We start from the raw sequence: 25,951 nt of genomic DNA, 5'->3' as shown, positions 1-25,951 counted from the left end.
AGGAAAAATTATCGCACGGCCGCGCCTTCCGGGAACGCAATGTCCGGCGATGCCGCCATGGGCGTGGAACCGGATGCGTCCGCCGCGTGGCCGGCATCCCACAGCCGCGCGAAATCGGCGCCCGAGGGAGACTGGTACAGGCGCAGCGAGAGTTCGGGCAGTATGGCCAGCAGATGGTCGAAAATGTCGCCCTGTATGCGTTCGTATTCGACCCAGGCCGTTTTGTCGGCGAAACAATAGACTTCGATCGGGATGCCCTGCGCATCGGGCTCCATCATGCGCACGATCATCAGCATGTCCTGGTGAAGCTCGCGCTGGCGTTTCAGGTAGGCCAGCGCGTAGGCCCTGAACGTTCCTATGTTCGTGAGGCGCCGGCGGTTGCCCTGCAGGCCGGCGAGCTCGCCCAGCGAACGGTTGGTTTCCTCCAGCTCGCGCTGCTTGCCGTCCAGGTAGTCCTTCAGCAGCGCATAGCGGCTCAGCCCGGCGATTTCCTCTTCGGTCAGGAAGCGGACCGTGCCCGCATCGATGCGCAAGGTGCGCTTGATGCGGCGGCCGCCGGATTCGAACATGTAGCGCCAGTTGCGGTAGCTCTCGGAAAACAGCTTGTAGGTCGGAATGGTGGTGACGGTCTTGTCCCAGTTCTGCACCTTGACGGTATGCAGCGCGATGTCGATGACGAAGCCGTCGGCGCCGGCTTGCGGCATCTCGATCCAGTCGCCGATGCGCAGCATGTCGTTGGACGTCATCTGCGTGCTGGCGACGAGAGACAGCAGCGTGTCCTTGAAGACCAGCAGCAGCACCGCCGACAGCGCGCCCAGGCCGGACAGCATCAGCAAAGGCGAGCGGTTGACGAGTATGGAGATCACCAGTATCAGGCAGACGGCCCAGAGCACGATCTTGCCCAGCTCCAGGTAGCCCTTGATGGACCGCGTCTGCGCCCGCGTGCTGGCGTCGTAGACGTCTTGCCAGGCGGCCAGCAGGCCGTTCAGCGCCATGAACAGGAAGACGATGCCGGCCGAAAGAAAGAACCGGCCGACGAAGCCCAGGTAGGGATCGGCGATGGGCAGCAGCCCGATGTTCGCCATGATGACCAGCAGCGGCACCGCATAGCTGACGCTGCGAAAGACGCGCCGGCGGGACAGGGCGCGGGACCAGTCCTTGCGCCCCATCGCGTCCAGCGTGCGCTGGGCGAGCCTGGCCAGCACCCGGGAGGCGATCCACCCCGTCACGACGCTGAGCGCCAGCAGCACCGCCACGCCGAGCAGAACCTGGGCCCAGAGCGCATCGGGCATGTTGTTCATGAGCCAGCCGTCGCCCATCCAGCGCTCGAGCATGGTTTCTTCCTGCATCGTTGCTTTCGCCGCCCCTCGTGTTCACACGGTAAACGGGTAATATAACGTAGCTGACACGTCTCTTATAATCCGGCCACTATGACCAAGAACTCCGCACCCGATCTCCAGGACCAGTTTGCCAACAAATCGCAAGCCTGGTCCGCCCGTTTTTCCGAACCCGTCTCCGATCTCGTCAAGCGCTACACGGCCTCGGTGCACTTCGACAAGCGCCTGGCCCATTTCGACATCGACGGCTCGCTCGCCCACGCCGAAATGCTGGCTTCCATCGGCATCATTTCCGAAGGCGACAGGATCTCCATCGAACGCGGCATGGGCCGCATCCGCGAAGAAATCGACGCGGGCGGCTTCATGTGGTCGCTCGATCTGGAAGACGTGCACCTGAACATCGAGAAGCGCCTCGTCGAACTCATCGGCGACGCCGGAAAACGGCTGCACACCGGCCGGTCGCGCAACGACCAGGTGGCCACCGACATCCGGCTGTGGCTGCGCAATGAAATCGACGTCTGCCTGGGCCTGCTGCGCGACCTGCGCCGCAAACTCGCCGAGCTCGCGCTCAAGCACGCGGCCACCATCCTGCCCGGCTTCACCCATCTTCAGGTCGCCCAGCCGGTCACCTTCGGGCACCACCTGCTGGCCTACGCCGAGATGTTCGGCCGCGACGCCGAACGCCTTGCCGACTGCCGCAAGCGCGTCAACCGGCTGCCGCTGGGCGCCGCCGCCCTGGCCGGCACGTCCTACCCCATCGACCGCGAGCGCGTCGCGCGCACGCTGGGCTTCGACGGGGTCTGCCGCAATTCCCTGGATGCCGTGTCCGACCGCGACTTCGCCATCGAGTTCTGCGCCGCCGCGGCGCTGATCATGACGCATATATCGCGCCTGTCGGAAGAACTGGTGCTATGGATGAGCCCCCGCGTCGGCTTCATCGATCTGGCGGACCGCTTCTGCACCGGCAGCTCGATCATGCCGCAAAAGAAGAACCCCGACGTCCCCGAACTCGCGCGCGGCAAGACGGGCCGGGTGAACGGACATCTGGTCGCGCTGCTGACGCTGATGAAGGGCCAGCCGCTGGCCTACAACAAGGACAACCAGGAAGACAAGGAAGGCCTGTTCGATTCGGCCGACACCATACGCGATACGCTCACGATTTTCGTGGATCTGGTGGGCGGGATCCGGGTCAAATCGGAGGCGATGCGCGCGGCGGCGCTGCAGGGCTTCGCCACGGCGACGGATCTGGCCGACTATCTGGTGAAGAAGGGCCTGCCTTTCCGCGATGCCCATGAAACGGTCGCCCACGTGGTCCGCATGTGCGATGAACGGGGCTGCGATCTCGCGGACCTGACGCTCGAAGAATTGAAAGGCATCAATGACCTGGTCGAGGATGACGTCTTCGATGTCTTGACGCTGGAGGGCTCGGTCGCTTCCCGCAAGCACGTGGGCGGCACCGCGCCCGAGCGGGTGAAAGAAGAAGCGCAGCGCGTGCTCGACGAAACAGCCGGCTGAGCGGTCCAACGCCCGCCCGCCGCTGAATGCGGCGGGCGGCAGGCAGGCCTTCCAGCCCCAAGCCTCACACCCGGGCAAAGACCGCGATCGACTCCACATGGCCGGTGTGCGGGAACATGTTGATCACCCCCGCCGCATCCAGCCGATAGCCGCCCTCATGGACCAGGATGCCCGCATCGCGCGCCAGCGTCGCCGGGTTGCAGGACACATACACCATCCGTTCCGGCCGCTCGCCGGCGTCCAGCGCAGCCAGGGCCCGCGACACCGCCTCGGCGCCTTCCCTGGGCGGATCGATCAGCATGCGATCGAAATGCCCCAGTTTCCGCAGCCAGCCGGCGTCCACCTCGAACAGATTCAAAGTCGAAAACGACGTCTTCGAATCCAGCCCATGCTGCCGCGCCGCCTCCAGCGCCCGCGCCGTCAGCGTCGGGCTTCCCTCCACGCCCACGACCTGCGCCGCGCGGGTCGCCAGCGGCAGCGTGAAATTCCCCAAGCCGCAGAACAGATCCGCCACCCGGTGCTCCGGCGCCACCTCCAGCAGCGACAGGGCCCTGGAAATCAGCACCCGATTGATGGCATGGTTCACCTGCGTGAAATCCGTGGGCCGGTACGGCATGCGCAGGCCGAATTCCGGCAGCGCGTAAGCGAGCCCGTCCGCGTCGACGGCGTCCAGCGGGTGCGCGGTTTCCGGGCCCTTGGGCTGCAGCCACCACGTCACGCCATGATGCGCGGCGAACTCGCGCAGCAACGCGATGTCGTTCGCCGTCAAGGCCTCCATGTGGCGCAACAGCAATGCCGTCGTCCGGTCGCCGACCGCGACCTCGATCTGCGGGATGCGGTCGGGCTGCGCCAGGGAGGCGACCAGGGCGCGCAGCGGCAGCAGCATGGCGGACACGTGCGGAGGAAGGACCTTGCATTCGCGCATATCGGCGACATAGCTGCCGCGCCGCTCGCGAAAGCCCACCAGCACCCCGCCCTTCTTGCGGACCACGCGCACGGACAGGCGCGCGCGGTAGCGGTAGCCCAGGGAAGGCCCGTGCATGGGAGCCAGCACGCGGGCCGGGCGCAGCCGGCCTATGTGCCAGAGCGCGTCTTCCAGCACCCGCTGCTTTATCGCGACTTGCGCGGCGGGCTCCAGGTGCTGCATGGCGCAGCCCCCGCAGACGCCGAAATGCGGACAGGGCGGCTGGACGCGCTGGGCGGAAGGCTTCAGGATTTTTTCCAGCCGGGCGGTATCGTAAGAGGGTTTGCGGCGGGTCACGGAGACCTGCACGCGCTCTCCCGGCAGGGCGCCCTCGACAAAAACGACCTTGCCCTCGCGGCGCGCGACACCACGCGCCTCGAGGTCCAGGGATTCAATACTCAGAACTTCGAACGTCATTATTCGTGCATCCAGGAAATCAGCCCCGAATTTTGACATTCCCAAGAAGCGAAGTCGAGCCGGATGCGCGGCCGGCTCGGTGGCTCCAGGCTTCAGGACGAGGCTTTTTCCGCCGGCTTGCCTTCGGAACGCGCCTTGCGGTCCTGGCGCTCCTCGAAGCGCCTGGCCAGTTTTTCAGCGCGCTCGTTCATGCGGGCCACGACCTTGTCCTGCTGAGTCTTGTCCAGGGACTCCCAGACCGCCAGCCACTTCTCGTCGATCTGGCGGCGTTCCGCGCGCATCTGCTCGTGCCTGGCATCGGCTTGCTTCAAGGCTTCGCGGGGATCGATCTTGCCTTGCTGGACCTGTTCGCGCTTTTCCTTGAACATGGCGCGCATGCCGTCGCCGCGCTCGCCGCGCAGCTGCTTCTGGGCGGCCCGGGCTTCCTCCAGCAGCTTGCTTTGCTGTTCGGTCAGGCTCAGGGTGTCCACGAAACGCTGGCTGACCGGGCCATAACCCGGAACCCAGAGGCCGGCGTCGTCATGGCGGTGCTTCATGTGCCTGGGGCCATGATGGCGGCCGTCGCGGTGGAAGCGATGCTCGCCGCGATATTCGGACCTGTCGGCGCGGGGCGTGGCGCTTTCCTGGGCGGCGGGCGTGGCCGCGTCGCCGGCACCCGGGGTGGCGGCATACGAGGCCGCGCTCAAGGCAATCGCGGCCGCGGTGGCGGCGAACAGGGCGGATACGGAGAATTTGGCGGTTTTCATGAGTATTCCTTTTCACTGGGTTGGGAGGCCCCATTGTGCCGCCACGGCCGTTTCGGCCTTGTTTCATGCGCGCCGCGTATTCTTTCAGTGGATTTCAAAGGCCGCCACGCGCCGGGCGGTTCAGCCCCAGGCCGCCATGTATTCCTTCCAGTGCGGCGCCTCGCTGGCCGCCAGCGTATCGCGCACCAGCCGCACTTCGGCTTCGTAGGCGGCGTGATCGAGCTCGCCCTTCATGAAGCGGAAGCGGCAATACACCAGCCAGGTGTTGACGACGTCGGTTTCGCAATAGGCGCGCACTTCGTCCGCCCGCCCCTCCGACCAGGCCTTCCAGACCTGGCCGCCGTCCATGCCCAGCTTGCCGGGAAAGCCGCAGAGCTTGGCCAGGTCGTCCATGGGCGCATTGGCGCGGCCATTGTATTTGGCCAGCAAGTCCATCAGGTCGATGTGGCGGCTGTGGTAGCGGCTGATGTAATTGTTGAACTTGAAGTCGCGGTCGTCGTCGCCCATGTCCCAGTAGCGCGGCGCCTGCACGCCGTGTATCAGGCTGCGGTAGTGCAGGACCGGGAGATCGAAGCCGGACCCGTTCCAGCTCACGAGCCGGGGCGTATAGCGCTCGATGGTCTTGAAAAAGCCGTTGAGCAGCGCGGGCTCGGGGTCGTCGGCCGCGCCCAGGGTTTTCACGCGGAAGCCGTTGTCGTCGCGAAAGACGCAGCCCACCACCGCGACCTTGTGCAGGTGCAGGGGAAGGAAGTCATTGCCGTGCGTCTCGCGGCGCGCGGCGAGCGCCGCCTCGATGACGTCGGTGTCGGACATGCCCGGGCCCCATTCCGGGTGTAGCCGGCGCAGCCCTTCGGCGTCCGGTATGGTTTCAAGGTCGAAGACGAGCGTGGGCGTCATCGGGCCGGCAGGTAGGACATGGGGTTGACCGGCGTTCCGCGGCGGCGGATTTCGAAGTGCAGCCGCGGCGAGGTGGTGTCGGTCTGGCCGATGGCGGCGATCTTGGCGCCCTTCTTGATCTGGTCGCCGGTTTTCACGAGCAGGGACTGGTTGTGGGCGTAAGCCGTGATGAAGCCGTTGCTGTGGCCCAGCAGGATCAGGTTGCCCAGGCCGCGCACGCCGTTGCCGGCGTACATGACCTTGCCGTCCGCGGCGGCGTGGACGGGATCGCCGATATTGCCTTCGATGTCTATGCCCTTGGTGTTGGCGTTGAAGGTCTGGATGATCTTGCCCGAGGCCGGCCAGGCCCAGCTGATCAGGGAAGCGTCGTTCGCCCTGACGGTGCTGACGGGCTCCACCGGCTTGACCGGCGTGACGGGCACCGGCGTGGCCGGCCCCGGGGCCGGCGCCGTGGGCGCGGGCGTGGAGGAATCCAGACGCAGCACCTGGTTGGGACGCAGCTGGCTGGGGTCCGTGATGTTGTTCAGGCGGATGAGCTCGGCCAGCTCCATGTTGTGGGCCTGCGCGATCTTGTACAGCGTATCGCCCGGCCTGACGATATAGGTGCCGCCCTTGGCGGGCTCGGCGGTGGTGCCCTGCGACATATCTGTAACCGGGGCCTGCGTGCCGCGGCCCGCGCAGCCGGCCAGGACTGCGCTGGCGACCACGGCCGCCAGCATGAATTTACGAGACGTGCGCTTAGGGTGTTCTAGTGTCGTAGTTGCGTCTGACCGAAACGTCCCTGCCTGCATGTGGTTCTCCTGAAAGCTTAAGACTGGGTCCCCGCAAGGAGCGGCACGAAACGCACTGATTCGAGCTCTGCGCGATGCCAGCTGGATGCACCGGTGCGCTCGATGAGAATCAGACGCTGCGCCGTCGTTCCTTCCGGGGCGATTAAACGGCCCCCGACCGCCAGCTGCTCGAGCAGGGCCTGGGGAATTCTAATACCGGCGGCAGCGATGATGATGGCATCGAACGGCGCCACGCCGGGCAAACCTTCCATACCGTTGCCGAAAGCGAGCCGGACACGGGACGAGAGCTTCAATGCCCTGAGATTATCACGCGCCATGTCGTACAGGCCGCGGATGCGCTCGACGGCATGGATTTCCTTGATGAACTGGGCCAGCACCGCCGCCTGGTAGCCGCAGCCGGCGCCGACTTCCAGCACCTTGGCGGGCGCCTTATTTTCGCACACCACGGAAATCATGCGGGCGACGACCCAGGGCTGGGAAATGGTCTGGCCATGGCCTATGGGCAATGCGGCGTCTTCGTATGCGCGGCTGGCCAGGCCCTGGTCCACGAACAGGTGCCGGGGCACGGCCATCATGGCATCCAGCACACGTTCGTCCTGGATGCCCTGCCGGCGCAAGCGTTCGATCATCATGCCACGCGAGCGCTCGGAGTTCAAACCCAAATTGACCATTGTTGACGGGTCGCGCGCCGCCTGCGCGACGGCGCGCGCCGGCGCGCCATGCGTGTACACCCGGGTATTGCTGTTGGTGGGCGATACGCCCCCGCCCAGGCTGGAGCGCCCGAACCGGTTGCTGGTGCCGGTGGCGAACGGAAATGGAATTACCGGCTTACGCATAGCGGCCCCGCCCATTCACGGAACTGTGGCAGTTGCTCGTAGTGGGTAAGATCGAAGCGCAGGGGCGTCACGGACACGGCGTTCTGTTCGATGGCGCCGAAATCGGTGTCGGCGGCGGAGTCGGAGACGCTGCCCACCGGGCCTATCCAATACACCGTATCGCCGTAGGGCGTGCTGCTTTTCACGACCGGTTCCGAAGGATGGCGCTTGCCCAGGCGGGTAACGTGTATGCCCTGCAGGGCGTCGTAGCGGACGGCGGGGATGTTGACATTGAGCAGCACATGGCCCACCAGCGGGTTCTCGGCGTGGCGTTCGACTATTTGGCGGGCGATGCGCGCGGCGGTGTCGAGGTGTTCCCAGCCCCGCTTGACCAGCGAGAAGGCGATGGCCGGTATGCCGAACAGATAGGCTTCGGTGGCCGCCGCGACGGTGCCGGAGTAAAGCGTGTCTTCGCCCATGTTGGCGCCGTTGTTGATGCCCGAGACGACGAGATCGGGGCGAAAATCGAGCAGGCCGGTGAGCGCGATGTGCACGCAATCGGACGGCGTGCCATTGACATAATAGAAGCCGTTGGACGCCTGCCTGACGGACAGCGGCCGATTGAGCGTGAGCGAATTGGACGCGCCGCTGCAGTTCGTTTCCGGAGCCACCACGGTGAGCTCGCCCAGCCCTTTCAGGGATTGCACCAACGCTTCCAGGCCCGGGGCATTGTAGCCGTCATCGTTGGATACCAGTATGCGCATTGCCTTCCATTAGATTCAACTGAACGTAGCCAATTGTACCTGCTCGTTTTGGTTTTTGAGCGACAGTGGTTAGAATCGCCGCACAACCCTTTGGAGCACACGAACCCATGTCTTCCGCCCTACTTTCCCTCAGTGCGCTCGGCCTGATCATCGCCTCCTATCTCATCGGGTCCATCCCCTTCGCCGTAGTGGTCAGCCGGGCGATGGGGCTCAAGGATCCGCGCACATTCGGCTCGGGCAACCCGGGCGCCACCAACGTGTTGCGCACCGGCAACAAGACGGCGGCGGCGCTGACTTTGATCGGCGACGCAGCCAAAGGCTGGGTGGCGGTGTATTTCGCGGCGCGCATCGCGCAAGAACTCGGCCTGCCGCCGGTCGTCGTCGCGGCTTGCGCGCTGGCGGTGTTCCTGGGGCACGTGTTTCCGGTGTTCCTGCGCTTCAAGGGCGGCAAGGGCGTCGCCACGGCGCTGGGCGTCCTGCTGGCCGTAAGCCCCTGGCTGGCCTTGGCCACGGCCGCCACCTGGCTGATCATCGCCTACGTCACGCGCTATTCGTCGCTGGCGGCGATCTTGTCCGCCGTGTTCGCGCCGCTGTTCTATCTATTGGGCGGCAACGTGGCCTGGCCTCTGGACAAGCCGATGGCGCTGGCCATCGTGGTGATCAGCGTCGTGCTGCTCTTCCGCCACAAGGCGAACATCAGCCGGCTGCTGACGGGCAAGGAAAGCCGCATCGGCTCGGGGTCCAAGAACGCCCGCAAATAGGCGGCTTTCGCCGAAGGGCCGGGCCGGATGGGCGCCGGATCCAGGGTTCGAATCAGGCGGGCGCCGCCGCCGGCCCGCAGATGTCTTCCAGGTCCCAGCGCGGCCTGACCGTGAAGGCGTGCCCGGCCGAATCCAGCGCCGCCAGCCCGGCATTGACGCGCATGGCGGCCGCGAAGGCGATCATGGCCCCGTTGTCGGTGCATAGATCCAGGGGCGGGAAAAACACCTCGCATTTCAGCCTGGCGGCCGCCTCGATGAGCTGCTTGCGCAGATGGCGGTTGGCCCCCACGCCCCCCGCGACGACCAGGCGCTTCAGCCCGGTCTGCTTGACGGCCTTGATGGCCTTGGCCGCCAGCACGTCGACGATCGCGCTTTCCGTGGCGGCGGCCAGGTCGGCGCGCTGCGCGTCGTCGAGCGCGCCCGATTCTTTTTCGATGGCCCTGAGCCGCGTCAGCACGGCCGTCTTCAGGCCGCTGAAGCTGAAATCCAGATCGCGGCTGTGCAGCATGGGGCGCGGCAGTTCATAGCGGCCGGCATCGCCTTCCTGCGCCAGCTTCGACAACGCCGGGCCGCCCGGATAGCCCAGGCCCAGCAGCTTGGCGCTTTTGTCGAAGGCCTCGCCGGCGGCGTCGTCCAGGGTCTCGCCCAGCAGTTCGTAGTCGCCCACGCCGCCCACCCGCATGATTTGCGTGTGGCCGCCGGACACCAGCAGCGCGACGAAAGGGAACTCGGGCCTGGGCGTTGCCAGCAGCGGGGAAAGCAGGTGCCCTTCGAGATGATGGATGGGGATGGCCGGCAGGCCGCGCGCCCAGGCGAAGGCCTGCGCCACGCTGGCGCCGACCAGCAGCGCGCCCGCCAGGCCCGGCCCGGCCGTGTAGGCGACCGCATCGATCCGTTCCATGGGCAGGCCCGCCTGATTCAGGACCGCCCGCGTCAGCGGCAGTATGCGCCGGATGTGATCGCGCGACGCGAGTTCGGGCACGACCCCGCCGTATTCGCGGTGCATGGCGATCTGGCTGTGCAGCGCATGGGCCAGCAGGCCGCGCTCGGTGCAGACCAGGGCGACGCCGGTTTCGTCGCAGGAGCTTTCAAAGCCGATGATGATCATGTGCTAGGGTCTGGTGGTGAAACGGACTTAGAATTCAGGCTGCATTATCGTTCATCTCGGACCACGCCACATCCCCACGGGAAAATCCATGCTTGAAAAACTCTTCCAGTTACGTGAACACGGCACGACCCCACGCAATGAAATCGTTGCGGGGCTCACGACGTTTCTTACGATGTCCTACATCATCTTCGTCAATCCCGAAATCCTGTCGAGCACGGGCATGGACAAGAACGCGGTGTTCGTCGCCACCTGCCTCGCCGCCGCGCTGGGCACCTTCATCATGGCCTTCCTGGCCAACTGGCCGATCGGCATGGCGCCCGGCATGGGCCTGAATGCGTTCTTCGCGTTCACCGTGGTCGGCGGGCTGGGCTATTCATGGCAGCAAGCCCTGGGCGCCGTCTTCATCTCCGGCTTGATCTTCATCCTCATCACCGTCACCGGCGTGCGCTCATGGCTGATCGCCGGCATACCGAAGTCGCTGCGCTCCGCCATCGCGGCGGGCATCGGCCTGTTCCTGGCCATCATCGCGCTGGCGAGCTCGGGCATCGTGGTGGCGCACCCCGCCACCAAGGTGGCCCTGGGCGACCTGACCACCGCACCGCCCCTGTATGCCATCCTGGGGTTCTTCCTGATTGCCGCGCTGGACGCCCTCAAGGTGCGCGGCGCCATCCTCATCGGCATCCTGGCCGTCACCGTGCTTTCCATCCTGACCGGGCACACCCAGTTCCACGGCATTCTTTCCGCCCCGCCCAGCCTCGCGCCCACCTTCCTGCAGCTGGACATCATGGGCGCGCTGCAGACGGGCATCGTCCACGTCATCCTGGTCCTGGTGCTGGTGGAAGTGTTCGACGCGACCGGCACGCTGATCGGAGTCGCCACCCGCGCGAACCTGATCCAGCCCGGCAGGCCCGGGCGCCTGGGGCGCGCCCTGCTGGCCGACAGCACCGCGATCGTGGCCGGCTCGATGCTCGGCACCAGCAGCACCACCGCCTACGTGGAAAGCGCCGCCGGCGTGCAGGCGGGCGGCCGCACCGGGCTCACGGCCCTGACGGTGGGCGTGCTGTTCCTGCTGGCGCTCTTCCTTTCGCCGCTGGCGAGCGCCGTGCCCGCTTACGCCACCGCGCCGGCCTTGCTGTACGTGGCCGGCCTGATGCTGCGCGAGATCACGGAAATCCAGTGGGAGGACATCACGGAAGCCACGCCGGCCGCGCTCGCGGCCATGACCATGCCCTTCACCTACTCCATCGCGAACGGGCTGGCCTTCGGCTTCATCAGCTATGTGGTGCTGAAGGCGGTCACCGGCCGCTACCGCGACATCCACCCGGCCACGCTGCTGGTCGCGCTGCTGTTCGTGATCAAGTATGCGGCCTTTCCGGAGTGACGGGGCGCGGCGCGCCGTCGCACTCCGTTGCATTAACGCTCCCGGGCGGCCTCGCGCGATCGCGGCGTAGCGGTTACACTGGCTGGACGCACTAATCTAAACGACATGAAAAGCGGCTGGCCAAGCCGCTTTTTTCTTTGACAGGGGGGCTCATGAGCACCATAGATCTGAACAAGGACAGCTTCCAGGAAGCCATCCAGGGCGACAAACCGCTGATCGTCGACTTCTGGGCGCCCTGGTGCGGGCCGTGCCGAAGCTTCGCCCCGGTATTCGACGCCGCATCCAAGGAGCACGAAGACATCGTCTTCGCCAAGGTGAACACCGAAGAAGAGCAGGAACTCGCGGCGGGCATGGGCATCCGCTCCATTCCCACCCTGATGGTATTCCGCGAGCGCGTGCTGCTGTTCTCGCAGGCCGGCGCGCTGTCCGCCGGCCAGCTCAACCAGCTGCTGGAACAGGTCAAGGAGCTGGACATGGCGCAAGTCCACGCCGAAATCGCGGCCCAGAACAACGGGGGTCAGGCGCCTGACGAGGCCTGACCCTCCAGTTTCTCCGCCACTTCGTCGTTGTGCTGCCCGAAACGGGGCGGCATGCGGCGCAGGCTGGCGGGCGTGCGCGAAAGCTTGATGGGCGAGGCGATGGCCCGGTACCCGTCCTCGTCCAGGACCATGCCCCGATGCCGGGTATGCGGGTGCCGCAGCAGTTCCTCCACGTTCATCACCGGCGCCGCGGGCACGCCTTGCCTCAGCAATCGCTGCGACAGCCCCGCCGCTTCATGCCGCGCAAGCAGCGCCATGAGCGTGTCCCGCAAGGCGGCGCGGTTTTGCAAGCGGTCCGCGTTGCTCGCATAGCGGGGATCGTCGGCCAAAGGCGCCTGGCCCAGCGCTTCGACCAGCAGCCGGAACTGGCGGTTGTTGCCCACCGCCAGGAAGATTTCCCCCGCCCGCGTCGGAAAGGTTTCATAAGGCGCGATATTGGGGTGCGCGTTGCCCGAGCGCTGCGGCACCTGGCCGCTGAGAAAGAAGTTGGCCGCATGCGGATGCAGCAGGGAGATCGCGCAATCGAACAGCGTGATGTCCAGGAACTGGCCCAGGCCGCTGCGCTGTCTTTCGTTCAGGGCCATCAGGATGGCCAGGGCGGCATTGAGCCCGGTCACCATGTCGACCACGGGCAGCCCGACCCGGGTGGCGGCGCCGTTCGCCTCGCCGTTCACGCTCATCAGCCCGCACATGGCCTGGGCGCAGGCGTCGTAGCCCGGCAGGCCGCCCAAGGGGCCGTCGGCGCCGAAGCCGCTGATCCGGCAATGAATCAGCTTGGGGAAGCGCGGCTGCAGGACGTCCGCGCCCAGGCCCCATTTCTCCAGCGTGCCGGGCTTGAAATTCTCGACCAGGACGTCGGCGTCTTCCAGCAGGGCCAGCAGGAAGCGCCGCCCTTCTTCGCTCGAAAGGTCCAGGCTGAGCCCCAGCTTGTTGCGATTCACCCCCAGGAAATAGGACGCCGTCCCCTCCTGGAAGGGCGGGCCCCAGCCCCGGGTCTCGTCGCCCGCGGGCGGCTCGACCTTGAACACTTCGGCGCCGTGATCTCCCAGAATCTGCGTGCAGTAAGGGCCGCCCAGCACGCGGGACAGGTCGACGACCTTGCAGCCCTGCAATGCTCCGGCCGGCGCGTTCGTTGCGTGATTCATTCCGGCTCCGTTCAATCCAGAGAAATATTGGCCGCCTTGGTCAGGGCGCCCCATTTGGGGACTTCGGCCGCGATGAAGGACGCCAGGCCTTGCGGCGTCTGGTCCCGCGCCTCGACGATGCCCTGCTTGGCGAGCGTCTCGCGGATCTCGGGCGCGTGCAGGGCCTGGACGAACGCCTGGTTGAGCTTGTCGACCACGGGCCCCGGCGTGCCCTTGGGCGCGACGATGCCGAAGAAAACGCTGACGTCATAGCCCTTGAGCCCTTGCTCGTCCAGCGTGGCGAGGTCCGGCAAGGCGGCGGAGCGCTCCGCGCTCGCCAGCCCTATCGGTATCAGCGTGCCCGCCTGCACATGCGGCAAGGCGGTGAGAATGTCGGTGAAGGACATGGACACCTGCCCGCCCAGCAAGTCGTTCAGGGCCGGCCCCGTGCCGCGGTAAGGCACGTGCAGAATGCTGGTGCCCGCCATCTGGTTGAACAGGACGCCGGCCAGGTGGGACGAGGCGCCGTTCCCCGAGGACGCATAGGAGAGCTTGTCCGGGTTCGCCTTGGCGTAGGCGATCAGTTCCTGCAGCGTCCTCGCCGGGACTTGCGGGTTGATCACCAGGATGTTGGGCAGGTGGCCGATGCGTATGATGGGTTCGAAACTGCTGCGCGGATCGTAGCCCAGGTTCTTGTACATGCCGATGTTGATGGCCAGCGGGCCGGAGGTGCCGAACAGGATGTTGTAGCCGTCGGGCTTGGACTTGGCCACGTAGTCGGAACCGATGTTGCCGCCCGCCCCCGCCTTGTTCTCGACGACCACCGGCTGCCCCAGCGGTTCGCTCAGGCTTTGCGCCAGGCGGCGCGCCAGCGCGTCGGTCGGCCCGCCCGGCGGGAAGGGAACGATCAGCTTCACCGGTTGCTCCGGATAGGCCGCCATGGCGGGGATGGGAATCATGGCGGCTTGCGTCGCCGCCAGCAAGCCGGCCGCGGCCAGCGTGACACGTGATAAGAGCTTGTTCATATTGTCTCCGTCTCGTTATGAAGTGTGAAGATGCATGAAGTGTGAAGGTGCATCAGTCGACCCTGCGGCGCAGGGTCAGAAAACCAGGGCCTCCAGAGCGTCGAGCTCCGGCGCCGCGCCGTCCTGCGCGCAGGGATCGCGCGGGGCGAGCCGGTGCCGCAAGACGAGGTCCGCGATGGCGCCGCGCGTCGACAGTCCCTCGTGCGCGGCTTCCCAGCGCAGCGCGGCCAGCGTCAGTATGTTGTAGAGGGCGCTGGCGGCCTGGCGCGCGAGTTCCGGGCGCTTGCCGTGGGCGGCGTGCTCGGCCAGCAGGAAGGCCTTGTCCAGCGCCTCGTCCTGCAGCGGCGCGAGGTCCGGCGGGCAGGCCCGCCCTTCCGCCAGCAGGCGCTCCACGTGCTCGCGCAGCGCCGGCAGGCACCGGTTGCGCTCGATCGCGCGCAGCACGTCCAAGGCCACGATATTGCTCGTGCCTTCCCAGATCGACCCCAGGTGGGCGTCCCGCAGCAGGCGCGCCTCGGCCCATTCCTCGATGTAGCCGCAGCCTCCGCGCACTTCCATCGCGTCGCCCGTCACCTTGCGGGCGTCCCGGCACGCGCGGAACTTGATCAGCGGCGTCAGGATGCGCACCAGGGCGCGCGCCGCCTCGTCGCCGCGATCGGCCCGCTCCAGCGCCGCCGCCGTCTGGAACATGATGGACCGCGCCTGTTCCGTGGGCACCAGCATCTTGAGCAGCTGGCGCTGCATCAGCGGCAGGTCCACCAGACGCGAGCCGAATGCCCGGCGGTGGCGCGCGAAGTACGTCGCCTCGGTCAGGGCGCGGCGCATCAGGCCGGCGGCCCGCATGCCGTTGGACAGCCGCGAGTTGTTGATCATGTCGGCCATCTGCTGGAAGCCGCGCCCGCGCTCGCCCACCAGCCAGGCGAAAGCGCCTTCCAGGCGTATTTCGCCGCTGGCCATGGAGCGCGTGCCCAGCTTGTCCTTCAGGCGCAGGATGCGGTAGTGGTTGTGGCCGCCGTCCGGCAGGTCCCTGGGCAGCAGGAACAGCGACACGCCGCCCAGCCCCGGCTTGGCTTCGCTGCGGGCCAGGACCATGGCGAAGCCCGCGTCCGGATTCGAGCAGAACCATTTGTCGCCGGTCAGCCTCCAGCTGCCGTCGTCCGCCTGCTCGGCGCGGGTCTCCGTCGCGCTGACGTCCGACCCCGCCGCCTGCTCGGTCATGAACATGGCGCCTTGCCGGAGTTCGTCGAAATCGATGGCCGTGACCTGGGGCAGCACTTTCCGTATCAGTTCGGCGTCGCCATACTTGCGCAGGGTGCGCGCCAGCGAATCCGTCATGCTCACCGGACAGCACAGGCCGAACTCGGCCTGCACGAACAAATGGCTCAAGGCGTACTTGGCCGCCGGCGGCATGGGCGCCGGCCAGCCCAGCACACCGGCCCGGTGCGACATGGCCGCCAGGCCCAGCTTGGCGTAGGCCGTCTTTTCCAATTCCACGTAAGCGGGGTGCTTGGCGATCCCGGACTGGTCTCGGCCGTCCCGGGTGCGCACGGACAGCGTGGGCGGATGCTTGTCGGCCACGTCGGCAAGCTCGTCCAGCCTGCCTCCGGCCAGGCCGCCCAGTTCATCGAAGGTGGGCAGCAGGTGCGCCAGCAGGTCCGCGGGCAGGTACAGCCGCAGCATGGGCGCCGCGTAGGGATCGGCGGCGAACAGGTTGATGCCTCTTGCGTCGGGGATGTTGGAGACCGGAGCCGGGGCGTGCATGGGAGCGTTCATGATGATCACCTCGTTGGTAGTTGATTCATCTTAAGATCCGGAATTAATATTCACAAATACCAAATTACTTAGTATCCATACACGTTTTGTATAGGTAATCCATGGACCTGGACCCACGCCTGCTGCGTTATTTCGTCGCGGTCGCCGAAGAACTGAACTTCAGCCGCGCCGCCGAGCGCCTGCATATTTCCCAGCCGCCGCTCAGCTACGCCATCCGGCAGCTGGAGGAAACGCTGGAGGCCCGCCTGCTGGACCGCAACAGCCGCAATGTGGCGCTCACGGCGGCGGGCGCCGCGCTGTACAAGGAGGCCATGTTCCTATTGCAGCGCAATGCCGAGGTGAAGCAGCTGGTGCGCAGCGTGGACGCCGGCGCCCAGGGCCAGATCCGCATCGGCTTCGTCGGCTCGATGCTGTACCGGGGCCTGGCGGAGCTGCTCAAGCGTTTCGATGCGCTCTACCCGAAGGTGGAGCACGTGCTGCTGGAATTGAATTCGGCGGAGCAAATTCAACTGGTGGAGCGCGGCGGGCTGGATATCGGCTTCATCCACGCGAATCCGGTGCCGGAAGGAATGGCCTGTCTGGATCTGGTCGAGGAGCCGTTCTCCGTCTGCCTGCCGGAACGCCATCGCCTGGCGCGCGGCGACACCATCGACCTGGCGGCCCTGGCCGATGAGCATTTCATTTTCTTTTCGCGGCTGTTTTCGCCGAGCTATTATGAAACGCTGCTGTCGATGTGCCTGCAGGCGGGCTTCTTTCCTTCGGTCAAGAAAGAGGCGCGCCACTGGCTGAGCGTGGCGACGCTGGTTTCCCAGGAGCTCGGCGTGTCGATCGTCCCGCGCTGCCTGGCGCGCAGCCGCTTGTCGGGCTTGCGTTTTCTGGAATTCGAGCACAGCCGGAAGTCGGTCAGCAGCCTGATCTGGATGCCGGCGCACGAATCACGGATACGGGACAAGCACATCGAGCTGATTCGCGAGCATTGGGGGCATGAGGGGCGACCCTAGCCGCCCACGACTTCCCAGCGCCCCCGCCCCCGGGTCATGTCCGCAAACAGCCGCGACAATTCATCCGCTCTATCCTTGGGCACGGCCAGGCGCCAGCGCACGCCGCCGGCGTCGAACGCCTCGTCCAGCACCCGCGCCCCCATAGCCGCCAAACGCGACTGGACCAGCGCCATGTCGGAAAAAACGCAAGCGCAGTCGATCTCCAGCTCTTCGACGATCTCGACCTTCTCCGCCAGCCGCAGGCACTGCGCGGCCGTCCCCCCATAGGCCCGGACGAGCCCGCCCGGCCCGAGCTTGATGCCGCCGAACCAGCGCACCACCAATACCGCGACCCGGTCGCAGCCCTGCCCTTCTATCGCCTGCAGAATGGGGCGGCCCGCCGTGCCGCCGGGCTCGCCGTCGTCGCTGTAGCGGTATTCGCTTCCCACCCGATACGCCCAGCAATTGTGCGTGGCGTCCGCCACGCCATGGGCGGCAAAGAACGCCATGGCTTCCCCGGGCGTGCGCACCGGGCCGGCCACGGCCAGGAAGCGGCTTTTCTTGATGTCTTCCTGGTAGCTCGCCCGCCCGGTCAAGGTATATGCCATGCGCCCGCCTTTCGAGCCCGATGCGGCCTAGCCCTGGATGCCGCGCGAGGCCAGGTAGTCGTCGTAATTGCCCTGGTAGTCGATCAGTTCGCCGCCGGGCAGGATTTCGATGACGCGCGTCGCCAGTCCGGACACGAACTCGCGGTCGTGGGAAACGAAGATCAGCGTGCCGGCGTAGAGTTCGAGCGCGAACTGCAGGGACTCGATGGACTCCATGTCCAGGTGGTTGGTGGGCTCGTCGAGCAGCAGCACATTGTGCCGGCCCAGCATCAGGCGGCCGAAGCTCATGCGGTTTTTTTCGCCGCCCGACAGGACGCGCACTTCCTTGCCGATGTCGTCGCCCGAGAACAGCAGGCGGCCCAGCACCGACCGCAGCGCCTGGTCGTCGTCGCCGGGCTGGCGGTAATCGCCCAGCCAGTCGAACAGGTTCTTGGAGGACTGGAACTGGTCGGAAACGTCCTGCGCCATGTAGCCGATGTCCGCGGCATCCGACCACTTCACGCTGCCCGAATCGGGCGGCAGGTCGCCGGCCAGCATGCGCAGCAAGGTGGTCTTGCCCACGCCGTTGGCGCCGATGATGGCCACTTTCTGCCCGGCCTCTATCATGGCCGAATAAGGCCGGATGACGGGCTTGTCGTACGATTTGCCGATGGCTTCGACGGTGACGGCCAGGCGATGCAGCACTTTGTTCTGCTCGAACCGGATGTACGGGTTCTGGCGCGAGGAAGGCTTGACTTCGACGGTGCCGGCCTTGATGCGGTCGATCTGCTTGAGGCGCGACGTCGCCTGCCGGGCCTTGGATTTGTTGGCGGAGAACCGGCGCACGAAGTCCTGCAGTTCGGCCACCCGCTCCTTGGCCTTGGCGTTGGCCGCGGCCTGCCGTTCGCGCGCCTGGACCGACGCCAGCATGTAGTCGTCGTAGTTGCCGGGATAGATGCGCAGTTCGCGGTAATCCAGGTCGGCCATGTGCGTGCACACCTGGTTCAGGAAGTGGCGGTCGTGGCTGATGATGATCATCGTGCTCTGGTAGCCGTTGAGCACGTCTTCGAGCCAGCGTATGGTGTTGATGTCGAGGTTGTTGGTCGGTTCGTCGAGCAGGAGCACGTCGGGGTTCGAAAACAGCGCCTGGGCCAGCAGCACGCGCAGCTTCCATCCCGGCGCGATTTCGCGCATCGGCAGCTCATGCTGTTCGACCGGGATCTCCAGCCCCAGCAGGAGTTCGCCGGCGCGGGATTCGGCGGTGTAGCCGTCGTATTCGGCGAACTTGGCCTCGAGGTTGGCCGCATGCATGTAGTCGTCTTCGGTGGCGTCGGGGTTGGCGTAGATTGCGTCCCTTTCGCTCATGCACTGCCACATTTCCTCGTGCCCCATCATCACCACGTCCAGCACGCGGACGTCTTCATAGGCGAACTGGTCCTGCCGCAGCTTGCCCAGCCGCACGCCCGGATCGAGCGATACGTTGCCCGCCGACGGCTCGAGGTCGCCGCCGATGATCTTCATGAAGGTGGATTTGCCCGAGCCGTTGGCGCCGATCAGGCCGTACCGGTTGCCTTCGCCGAATTTGACGCTGACGTTTTCAAAAAGGGGTTTGGGACCGAACTGTATGGTGAGGTTTGCGGTGGATATCACAGAATGGGTTTCGCGTAGGAGGTCAAAATAACCTGCCATTTTAACAAGACGCGGTCAGACGTGCTCCTGAAGGAGCAAATGCGCCATGCCGGCCTCCGTGGCGATCCCCACCTTGCGCCCCACGGGCAGCGTCGCCTTCACCTTCACATGCCCATACGGCAGCCCCGTCACCACCGGCACCTTGACGTGGGCCCGCAGCCAGGCCAGGACGGAAGGAAAATCATAGCCATTGTCATGCGGCGCAAGGCGGTAGTCCGTGAAGCGCCCCAGCACGATCGCCCGCTGGCGGGACAATATGCCCGCGTGCCACAGATGGGTCAGCATGCGCTCGACGCGAAAGGGGTGTTCGGCCACGTCCTCGAGAAACAGGATGCCGCCCGGAACCTCCGGCATGTACGGCGTGCCGATCAGCGAACACACCATGGCCAGGTTGCCGCCCCACAGCACGCCCCGCGCGTCCACCCGGTCGGAGTCCTCGGACTCGAAGCTGAGGACGTCCAGTTCCCCGCGCATGCTTTCGGCGAAGAGGTCGGCGGTGAGGTCGTCCATCTTCTTGCCGCCGAAATCGAACACGGCCGTGGGCCCCGCGTAGCTGGGGGCGCCGGTCCGGGCCAGCAGCGCCAGGCTGAAGGCGGTGAAATCGCTTTGGCCGACGAACACCTTGCCGCTGTCGGCCACCGCCTGCCAGTCTATGCAGGGCAACAGGCGGCTCAGGCCGTATCCGCCGCGCGTGGCCATGACGATGGGGTGCTTCTGCTTCAGCGCGCGCCGGATGGACGCCAGGCGCTGCTTGTCGGTGCCCGCGAAGCGCTCGTGCACGGCCAGCGCCGTGCGGTCGACCGTGGTCTTGAAACCGATGCCGGCCAGGCGCTCGCGAGCCAGCGCCAGCGCGGCCGGATCCGGCACCGCGCTGGAAGGCGAGATCAGGTAGATGCCGGCCGGCGCGGCATGATGATGGCCGCAAGCGCATTCCGGACCGTGCTCGTGGCCGGCGTGGTTCATGCTGTTTCCTTCGGGTGCATAAGGCGTTGGTGAAATTCGCGCCCATAAGTATACATGCGGCATGCGCCGCAAACATGGTGTCCCAAGGCCTGTTGACGCTATCAGCCAGGCGGCGCCGGCCCTAGCCCGCCGGTTTCTGCGCGCGGCGGCGTTCCCGGAAAAACGCCCGCAGGATTTCACCGCAGTCGTCGGCCAGCAGCCCCCCCTGGAACTCGGTCTGGTGATTCAACCGCCCGATGGCGGGCAGGTCGAGCACGCCGCCGCAGGCGCCGGTCTTGGGGTCGGCCGCGCCGTAGATCACCTGGGCGAGCCGCGCGTGCAGCAGCGCGCCCACGCACATCGCGCAGGGTTCCAGGGTGACGTACAGGCGCGCACCCGGCAGGCGATAGTTGCCCACGGCGGCGCAGGCCTGCCGCAAGGCCACGATCTCCGCATGGCAGGTGGGGTCGCGGTCGGTGATCGTGCGGTTGAATCCGGCGCCCAAGATGCCGCCTTGCGCGTCGACCAGAACTGCGCCCACGGGCACCTCGCCCGCCGCGCGCGCCAGCGCGGCCTGCTCCAGCGCCAGCCGCATGGCCGCGACGTCGGCGTCCCGGAATTCCGGCTCGGCCCGGAGGCCCGGCACGATGGGCGATGCGTGCTCAGCCACGGTAGGTCCGGTTCTTGAGCGCGATGCGGCCGGCCAGGCTTTCGACGGCTTCTTCCAGCCATTGGTACAGCTCGGCCTCGTCGTCGTAGCGCGCCTGGTTCAGGTTGGAGACGCGGCCTTCCTGGATGAAGCCCCACGCCCGGCTGCGCTTGTGCCGGTGCCTGGGATCCCAGACGCCGAACGCCACGCCGCCCGAACGGCGGATCAGTGAAAAGCACGGAATGTCGGTATAGCCGTCGCCCACGAAAATCATCTGCTCGAAGGGCACGCGCAAGCGCTCTGAAGCGATTTTGCGGTTGACTTCGAACGGTTTGTTGCGGGAGGATGCGCCGATGATGCCTTTCTGGATATGGAACAGGTAGCGCGTCTTGTCGGTGAAGCTCACCACCCGCTTGGGGAACGCGATGCCGCCCGCTTCGTCGTAGATGAATTCCGACGCCCAGATGTCGGTGAATTCGCCGGCGATGGACGTATTGCGCAGGACGTCGCCTATGCCGCTGCTGATCAGGTAGAACTCCAGCCGTATCTGGGGGTGCTCGCGCTCGACCTGCGCGCGCAGGCGCTGGAACAGGGTCTCGACGCCGCTGTGCAGCGGCAGGCGCCGGCCCCACGCCTCCAGGCGCTCGCGCGTGATGGCGCCATGCCGGCCGGAGCGGGAGAGCTCGATCAGCTGATACAGGAAGGCCGGCACCGGATCCCAGTCATGCTCGAACAGCAAGGGGTCGACCTTGCGCGACCAGAACTCCTCCACGTCGACGCCGATTTCACTGAGGAAACCGGACGTGCTGTCGGGGGCCAGGGTATCGTCGAAATCGAAAACCAGTGCAATGACGTCGGACATCGTATGTAGAACCCTTCCGGGCGAGGCGCGCGGGCATGCGCCGGGCGCCGCGCATTCCGGCCGTTTGTTCAAAAGCGAAAGTGTAGCGTGCCTGGATCGGCTCCGAGAACATTGACATAGGTCAGGGCTCGCGAGAAGCCATTTCTATGCCAAACGACGGCTCGGCGAGTATGATGAACGCGGGAGCGAAGGCTCATCACAAAGCAGGACCTCGTTCAACTCAAACCAGGAGATTCTCTCATGCTTGGACGTATCGCCATCCACCTCAGTAAAGACGCCGGCCTTGCCCGGCGCCTGGACGCCGCCATCAAGCTCGCCGGCCAGAGCAACGCCGAACTCGTGGGCGTTTATCCCGCCGGGCCGTCGGCCCTGGGCTACGACGATCCGGTCATCCCGTCGTCGCTGACGAAAATGCTGCGCGAGCGCGAGGCCGAGGTACAGGCGGAAGTCAAGGCGCTCTTCACCGAGAAAACGGAAAAGGCCGGCGTCAAGTCCCAGTGGCGCGCGCCGCGCGGGCCGGCGGAAGAATCCCTGGCGCTCCATGCGCGCTACTGCGACCTGCTGGTCATGAGCAAGGTGGGCAAGGAAGCGGTGAACGAATTCAACGCCTCTTTGCCTGAAGCCGTCATCATGGCGGCCGGCCGCCCCGTGCTGATGATACCCGCGGCGGGCGACATTTCCAGCATCGGCAAACGCGTCCTGTTCTGCTGGGATCACCGGCGCGAGGCCGCGCGCGCGTTTGCGGACGCCGCCCCCTTTCTCGCGTCATGCTCGGAACTCGTGGTGCTGAGCATAGACCACGACCCCGCCGACCTGCGCTACAACGATATCCAGGCCGGCGATTTCGCGGCGTTCTGCGCGGCGCGCGGCTACCCCAAGCCCCAGGAAACCATCAAGAAAAGCGAAGGCATAGGCGTGGGGAACGTCATCCTCAATGCGGCCACCGACCATGGCAGCGACCTGATCGTCATGGGCGCGTACGGCCACAGCCGCATGCGCCGCTGGATCATGGGCGGCGCTTCCGAAGTGCTGCTCGGCTCCATGACCGTGCCGGTCCTGCTATCGCATTGATCCCTTCAACCGGCGCAGCACCCGGGGCAGGCATTCGGGAAGGTCTTCGGACACCAGCCCCGGCCCGAAGCGCCGGGCCGCCTCGCCGTGCAGCCAGACCGCCGCCGCGGCCGCGAGAAAGGCCTCCATGCCTTGCGCCATCAGGCCGGCGATGAAGCCGGACAGCACGTCGCCGGTGCCGCCGGTGGCCAGTTCGGGCGGCGCGTTGTCATTGATCACGGCCCGGCCGTCGGGCGCGGCGATCACCGTGTCCGGGCCTTTCAGCACCACCACCGCCCCGCTCTGCACCGCCGCCCTGCGGGCGCGTTCCAGCTTGTCGCCGCGCGTGGCGAAGATCCGGTTGAATTCGCCTTCGTGCGGCGTCAGCACGCAGGGGCCCGCGATGGCCTGGTACAGGGCTTCGGGATCCGACCCGAACACGCTGATCGCATCGGCGTCGAGCACGACGGCGCGCTTGCTGGCCAGCGCCTGCAAGGCGTGCTTGCGGGTGATGTCCGACACGCCGGCGCCCGGCCCCACCACGATGGCGTTCTTGCGCGGGTCGGACAAAATGTCTTCGAGCGCGCCGGATTCGCGTATCGCCTGCACCATGATGCTGAGCGAAGCGCCGGCATAAATGGGCCACACCGCCGCGGGCGCCGCGATCGTCACCAGCCCGGCGCCCACCCTGGCCGCCGCGCGGGCCGCGAGCCTGGCCGCGCCCGTCATGAGCTGGCCGCCCACCACCAGCGCATGGCCGCGCTGGTACTTGTGGCCGTCCACCGCCGGCCAGGGATAATGGCCGGCCCATAGCGCCGGCCGGTTGCGGAAGGTGTCGGGCAGGACGGTGTCGAGGACTTTGTCGGGGATGCCGATATCGGCCACGACGAGTTCGCCGCACAATGCCCTGCCCGGCATCAGCAGATGCCCCGGCTTGGGGCGGAAAAAAGTCACCGTGAGGTCGGCGCGGGGCGCCATGCCCAGGACCTCGCCGCCGGCGCCGTCCAGCCCGCTGGGCACGTCGACCGCGCACAGCGGCAGCCCGCGCGCACCCGCAGCGGCCAGCACCTCGGCGGCCGCGCCGTCCAGCGGGCGGCTGATGCCGGCGCCGAACAGGGCGTCGATGATCAATTTCGCGCCGTCCAGCATGCCGGCCGAGATCGGCTCGACCGGGCCCTTCCATTGCGCGGCGTGGTAGGCCGCGTCGCCGGACAGCCGCCGCCGGTCTCCGAGCAGGCCGACACGCACCGGCCAGCCGGCCAGGGCGAGATGGCGCGCCGCGACGAAACCGTCGCCCCCGTTGTTGCCGGGGCCGCAAAGCACCAGCACGGGACATTTGCGCCAGCGCCCGGCCACCGCATTGGCAACGGCGGCCCCCGCCGCCTCCATCAGCGCAACGCCGTCCACCCCGCCCTCGATGGCCAGCCGGTCCGCGAGCCGCATCTGGTCGGGCGTCAGCAGCGCGCAGCCCCGTTCGAATAAAGTCATGGTCATTATGTTATTGTGCAACAGAGCAGTCGGGAAATCACCATGCCACCCATCATTTCCGTAAACAAGCTTTCCAAGACCTACCCCACCGGGCTGCAAGCCCTTAAGAACATCAACCTGGACATCGAGCGCGGGGAAATCTTCGCCCTCCTCGGCCCCAACGGCGCCGGAAAGACCACCCTCATCAGCATCATCTGCGGCCTGGCCCGGCCGACCTCGGGCACGGTGCTGGCCGACGGCCACGACATCATCACGGAATATCGGCGGGCGCGCTCGCTGATCGGCCTAGTGCCGCAGGAATTGACCACCGACGCCTTTGAAACCGTCTGGGCCACCGTGAGCTTCAGCCGCGGGCTGTTCGGCAAACCGCCCAATGCCGCGCACATCGAAAAAGTGCTGAAGGCCCTTTCGCTGTGGAACAAGAAGGACAACAAGCTCATGACGCTGTCGGGCGGCATGAAGCGCCGCGTGCTGATCGCCAAGGCCCTGGCGCACGAGCCCCGCATCCTGTTCCTGGACGAGCCCACGGCGGGCGTCGACGTCTCGCTGCGCAAGGAAATGTGGCAGGTCGTGCGCTCGCTGCGCGACACCGGCGTCACCATCATCCTGACCACCCACTACATCGAAGAAGCCGAGGAAATGGCGGACCGGGTCGGCGTCATCAACAATGGGGAAATCGTGCTGGTGGAGAAAAAGGCGGAGCTCATGCGCAAGCTGGGCGAGAAACAGCTCACCCTGGAATTGCAGCATCCCCTGGAAAGCCTGCCCGAGGCCCTGGCGCCCTACCGCTTGAAGCTGGGCGCCGGCGGCACCGAAATCGTGTACACCTACGACATCCAGCGAGGCGACCACAACATCGCCGGGCTGTTCAGCGCGCTCGCGCACAGCGGCATCCAGTTCCGCGACCTGCACACCAAACAAAGCTCCCTGGAAGAAATCTTCGTGAAGCTGGTACGAGAAGCAAAATGAATCTGCACGCCATCCGCGCGATCTATATGTTCGAAATGGCCCGGGCGTGGCGCACCCTGCTCCAAAGCCTGGTGGCCCCCGTCATTTCCACGTCCCTGTACTTCGTCGTGTTCGGCGGCGCCATCGGCAACCGGATCACCGAAATAGACGGCATCAGCTACGGCGCCTTCATCGTGCCGGGCCTGATCATGCTGTCGCTGCTCACGCAAAGCATTTCCAACGCCTCATTCGGCATTTACTTCCCGAAATTCACCGGCACCATCTATGAAGTGCTGTCCGCGCCGGTGTCGTACCTGGAGATCACGCTGAGCTACGTCGGCGCCGCCGCGACCAAATCGGTCGTCCTGGCGCTCATCATCCTGGCCACCGCCGCCTTCTTCGTTCCGCTGCGCATCGACCATCCGGTCTGGATGATCACCTTCATGATCCTGACCGCCGTCACGTTCAGCCTGTTCGGCTTCATCATCGGGATCTGGGCCGACGGCTTCGAGAAGCTGCAGCTGGTCCCGCTGCTGATCGTCACGCCGCTGGCCTTTCTTGGCGGCAGCTTCTATTCCATCAACATGCTGCCGCCCATCTGGCAGACGGTGACCCTGTTCAACCCGGTGGTGTACCTGATCAGCGGCTTTCGCTGGAGCTTCTACGGCGTCGCCGACGTCAGCATCTACACCAGCCTGGCGATGACTTTGGTGTTCCTGGCCCTGTGCCTGGCGGTCGTCGGGTGGATCTTCAAGACCGGGTACAAGCTCAAGAGGTAGGCGCCGCCGGAGCCGCCATC

Annotated in this window: 25 protein-coding genes; 8 read left to right on the top strand and 17 right to left on the bottom strand. The window is 66.2% G+C overall.

Features of this window, described 5'->3' with window-relative positions:
• Window positions 1-8 precede the first annotated feature (8 nt).
• Window positions 9-1,349, bottom strand: coding sequence for a mechanosensitive ion channel family protein (locus H0A72_RS14305; protein ID WP_425502477.1), 1,341 nt, complete (start codon window positions 1,347-1,349; stop codon window positions 9-11).
• Between the two features lie 81 nt (window positions 1,350-1,430).
• Between H0A72_RS14305 and argH the strand changes: the two genes are divergently transcribed.
• Window positions 1,431-2,852, top strand: a complete 1,422-nt coding sequence (gene argH / locus H0A72_RS14300) for an argininosuccinate lyase (protein ID WP_180156474.1) — start codon at window positions 1,431-1,433, stop codon at window positions 2,850-2,852.
• A gap of 64 nt (window positions 2,853-2,916) precedes the next feature.
• Here the strand turns inward: argH and rlmD are convergent, their stop codons facing one another.
• The 6 genes from rlmD to surE all read right to left on the bottom strand — a co-directional run bounded on the left by rlmD (window position 2,917) and on the right by surE (window position 8,246).
• On the bottom strand, window positions 2,917-4,233 hold the full coding sequence (gene rlmD, locus H0A72_RS14295; protein ID WP_180156472.1) for a 23S rRNA (uracil(1939)-C(5))-methyltransferase RlmD: 1,317 nt from the start codon (window positions 4,231-4,233) through the stop codon (window positions 2,917-2,919).
• A 92-nt stretch (window positions 4,234-4,325) separates the two neighbouring features.
• Entirely contained in the window at window positions 4,326-4,979 is a 654-nt protein-coding gene (locus H0A72_RS14290; RefSeq protein WP_180156470.1) for a hypothetical protein, read from the bottom strand.
• A 120-nt stretch (window positions 4,980-5,099) separates the two neighbouring features.
• Window positions 5,100-5,876, bottom strand: a complete 777-nt coding sequence (locus H0A72_RS14285; RefSeq protein WP_180156468.1) for a 3'-5' exonuclease — start codon at window positions 5,874-5,876, stop codon at window positions 5,100-5,102.
• Entirely contained in the window at window positions 5,873-6,667 is a 795-nt protein-coding gene (locus H0A72_RS14280; protein ID WP_180156466.1) for a peptidoglycan DD-metalloendopeptidase family protein, read from the bottom strand. Before H0A72_RS14280 ends, H0A72_RS14285 begins: the two co-directional genes overlap by 4 nt.
• 17 nt (window positions 6,668-6,684) lie before the next feature.
• Complete coding sequence (locus tag H0A72_RS14275; RefSeq protein ID WP_180156464.1) at window positions 6,685-7,503, bottom strand: protein-L-isoaspartate(D-aspartate) O-methyltransferase; 819 nt, start codon at window positions 7,501-7,503, stop codon at window positions 6,685-6,687.
• A complete protein-coding gene (gene surE / locus H0A72_RS14270; RefSeq protein ID WP_180156462.1) occupies window positions 7,488-8,246 on the bottom strand; it encodes a 5'/3'-nucleotidase SurE in 759 nt (252 codons plus the stop codon). The genes H0A72_RS14275 and surE overlap by 16 nt, the downstream gene beginning before the upstream one ends.
• Before the next feature lie 107 nt (window positions 8,247-8,353).
• Here surE and plsY point away from each other — a divergent pair, with 107 nt between their 5' ends.
• On the top strand, window positions 8,354-9,007 hold the full coding sequence (plsY, locus tag H0A72_RS14265) for a glycerol-3-phosphate 1-O-acyltransferase PlsY (RefSeq protein ID WP_180156460.1): 654 nt from the start codon (window positions 8,354-8,356) through the stop codon (window positions 9,005-9,007).
• A 52-nt stretch (window positions 9,008-9,059) separates the two neighbouring features.
• On the opposite strand, the gene tsaD is transcribed toward plsY, so the two are convergent.
• The gene (tsaD, locus tag H0A72_RS14260; protein ID WP_180156458.1) at window positions 9,060-10,115 is read right to left on the bottom strand and encodes a tRNA (adenosine(37)-N6)-threonylcarbamoyltransferase complex transferase subunit TsaD; all 1,056 of its coding nucleotides are present in this window, start codon (window positions 10,113-10,115) and stop codon (window positions 9,060-9,062) included.
• An 88-nt stretch (window positions 10,116-10,203) separates the two neighbouring features.
• On the opposite strand from tsaD, the gene H0A72_RS14255 reads away from it, so the two are divergent.
• Complete coding sequence (locus tag H0A72_RS14255) at window positions 10,204-11,496, top strand: NCS2 family permease (protein WP_180156456.1); 1,293 nt, start codon at window positions 10,204-10,206, stop codon at window positions 11,494-11,496.
• A 152-nt stretch (window positions 11,497-11,648) separates the two neighbouring features.
• Window positions 11,649-12,035, top strand: coding sequence for a thioredoxin (gene trxA / locus H0A72_RS14250; protein ID WP_180156454.1), 387 nt, complete (start codon window positions 11,649-11,651; stop codon window positions 12,033-12,035).
• On the opposite strand, the gene H0A72_RS14245 is transcribed toward trxA, so the two are convergent.
• From H0A72_RS14245 to H0A72_RS14235, 3 genes are all read right to left on the bottom strand, one after another.
• Window positions 12,014-13,180 (bottom strand): CaiB/BaiF CoA transferase family protein, encoded by a 1,167-nt coding sequence (locus H0A72_RS14245; RefSeq protein ID WP_180156452.1) that lies wholly within the window; start codon window positions 13,178-13,180, stop codon window positions 12,014-12,016. The two genes, trxA and H0A72_RS14245, sit on opposite strands and share 22 nt — an antisense overlap.
• Window positions 13,181-13,191: 11 nt before the next feature.
• A complete protein-coding gene (locus H0A72_RS14240) occupies window positions 13,192-14,184 on the bottom strand; it encodes a Bug family tripartite tricarboxylate transporter substrate binding protein (RefSeq protein WP_180156450.1) in 993 nt (330 codons plus the stop codon).
• 75 nt (window positions 14,185-14,259) lie between these two features.
• Window positions 14,260-15,957, bottom strand: coding sequence for an acyl-CoA dehydrogenase family protein (locus H0A72_RS14235; protein WP_180156447.1), 1,698 nt, complete (start codon window positions 15,955-15,957; stop codon window positions 14,260-14,262).
• Between the two features lie 101 nt (window positions 15,958-16,058).
• On the opposite strand from H0A72_RS14235, the gene H0A72_RS14230 reads away from it, so the two are divergent.
• Window positions 16,059-16,958: a LysR family transcriptional regulator gene (locus H0A72_RS14230; protein ID WP_180156444.1), complete on the top strand. Its 900-nt coding sequence runs from the start codon at window positions 16,059-16,061 to the stop codon at window positions 16,956-16,958.
• Here H0A72_RS14230 and H0A72_RS14225 read toward each other — a convergent pair.
• The 5 genes from H0A72_RS14225 to H0A72_RS14205 form a co-directional block, all read right to left on the bottom strand.
• Complete coding sequence (locus H0A72_RS14225; protein WP_180156442.1) at window positions 16,955-17,545, bottom strand: IMPACT family protein; 591 nt, start codon at window positions 17,543-17,545, stop codon at window positions 16,955-16,957. The two genes, H0A72_RS14230 and H0A72_RS14225, sit on opposite strands and share 4 nt — an antisense overlap.
• Window positions 17,546-17,572: 27 nt before the next feature.
• Window positions 17,573-19,174 carry an ABC-F family ATPase gene (locus tag H0A72_RS14220; RefSeq protein ID WP_180156440.1) on the bottom strand — a complete coding sequence of 534 codons (1,602 nt, stop codon included), beginning with the start codon at window positions 19,172-19,174 and terminating at the stop codon, window positions 17,573-17,575.
• A 54-nt stretch (window positions 19,175-19,228) separates the two neighbouring features.
• Complete coding sequence (locus H0A72_RS14215; RefSeq protein WP_180156438.1) at window positions 19,229-20,176, bottom strand: LD-carboxypeptidase; 948 nt, start codon at window positions 20,174-20,176, stop codon at window positions 19,229-19,231.
• Between the two features lie 121 nt (window positions 20,177-20,297).
• The gene (gene tadA / locus H0A72_RS14210; RefSeq protein ID WP_180156734.1) at window positions 20,298-20,750 is read right to left on the bottom strand and encodes a tRNA adenosine(34) deaminase TadA; all 453 of its coding nucleotides are present in this window, start codon (window positions 20,748-20,750) and stop codon (window positions 20,298-20,300) included.
• A 67-nt stretch (window positions 20,751-20,817) separates the two neighbouring features.
• Window positions 20,818-21,666 (bottom strand): HAD family hydrolase, encoded by an 849-nt coding sequence (locus tag H0A72_RS14205; RefSeq protein ID WP_180156436.1) that lies wholly within the window; start codon window positions 21,664-21,666, stop codon window positions 20,818-20,820.
• A gap of 240 nt (window positions 21,667-21,906) precedes the next feature.
• On the opposite strand from H0A72_RS14205, the gene H0A72_RS14200 reads away from it, so the two are divergent.
• Window positions 21,907-22,737: a universal stress protein gene (locus tag H0A72_RS14200; protein WP_180156434.1), complete on the top strand. Its 831-nt coding sequence runs from the start codon at window positions 21,907-21,909 to the stop codon at window positions 22,735-22,737.
• Here H0A72_RS14200 and H0A72_RS14195 read toward each other — a convergent pair.
• Complete coding sequence (locus H0A72_RS14195) at window positions 22,726-24,204, bottom strand: NAD(P)H-hydrate dehydratase (RefSeq protein ID WP_180156432.1); 1,479 nt, start codon at window positions 24,202-24,204, stop codon at window positions 22,726-22,728. The two genes, H0A72_RS14200 and H0A72_RS14195, sit on opposite strands and share 12 nt — an antisense overlap.
• Before the next feature lie 42 nt (window positions 24,205-24,246).
• On the opposite strand from H0A72_RS14195, the gene H0A72_RS14190 reads away from it, so the two are divergent.
• Entirely contained in the window at window positions 24,247-25,173 is a 927-nt protein-coding gene (locus H0A72_RS14190) for an ABC transporter ATP-binding protein (protein ID WP_180156430.1), read from the top strand.
• Complete coding sequence (locus H0A72_RS14185; protein WP_180156428.1) at window positions 25,170-25,931, top strand: ABC transporter permease; 762 nt, start codon at window positions 25,170-25,172, stop codon at window positions 25,929-25,931. The genes H0A72_RS14190 and H0A72_RS14185 overlap by 4 nt, the downstream gene beginning before the upstream one ends.
• Window positions 25,932-25,951 lie beyond the last annotated feature (20 nt).

Source organism: Parapusillimonas granuli (assembly GCF_013416525.1).
In the GTDB taxonomy this organism is placed as follows: Bacteria; Pseudomonadota; Gammaproteobacteria; order Burkholderiales; family Burkholderiaceae_B; genus Parapusillimonas; species Parapusillimonas granuli.
The sequence above is the reverse complement of the archived record's forward strand: the minus strand, read 5'-3'. Positions and strand labels throughout refer to the sequence as shown.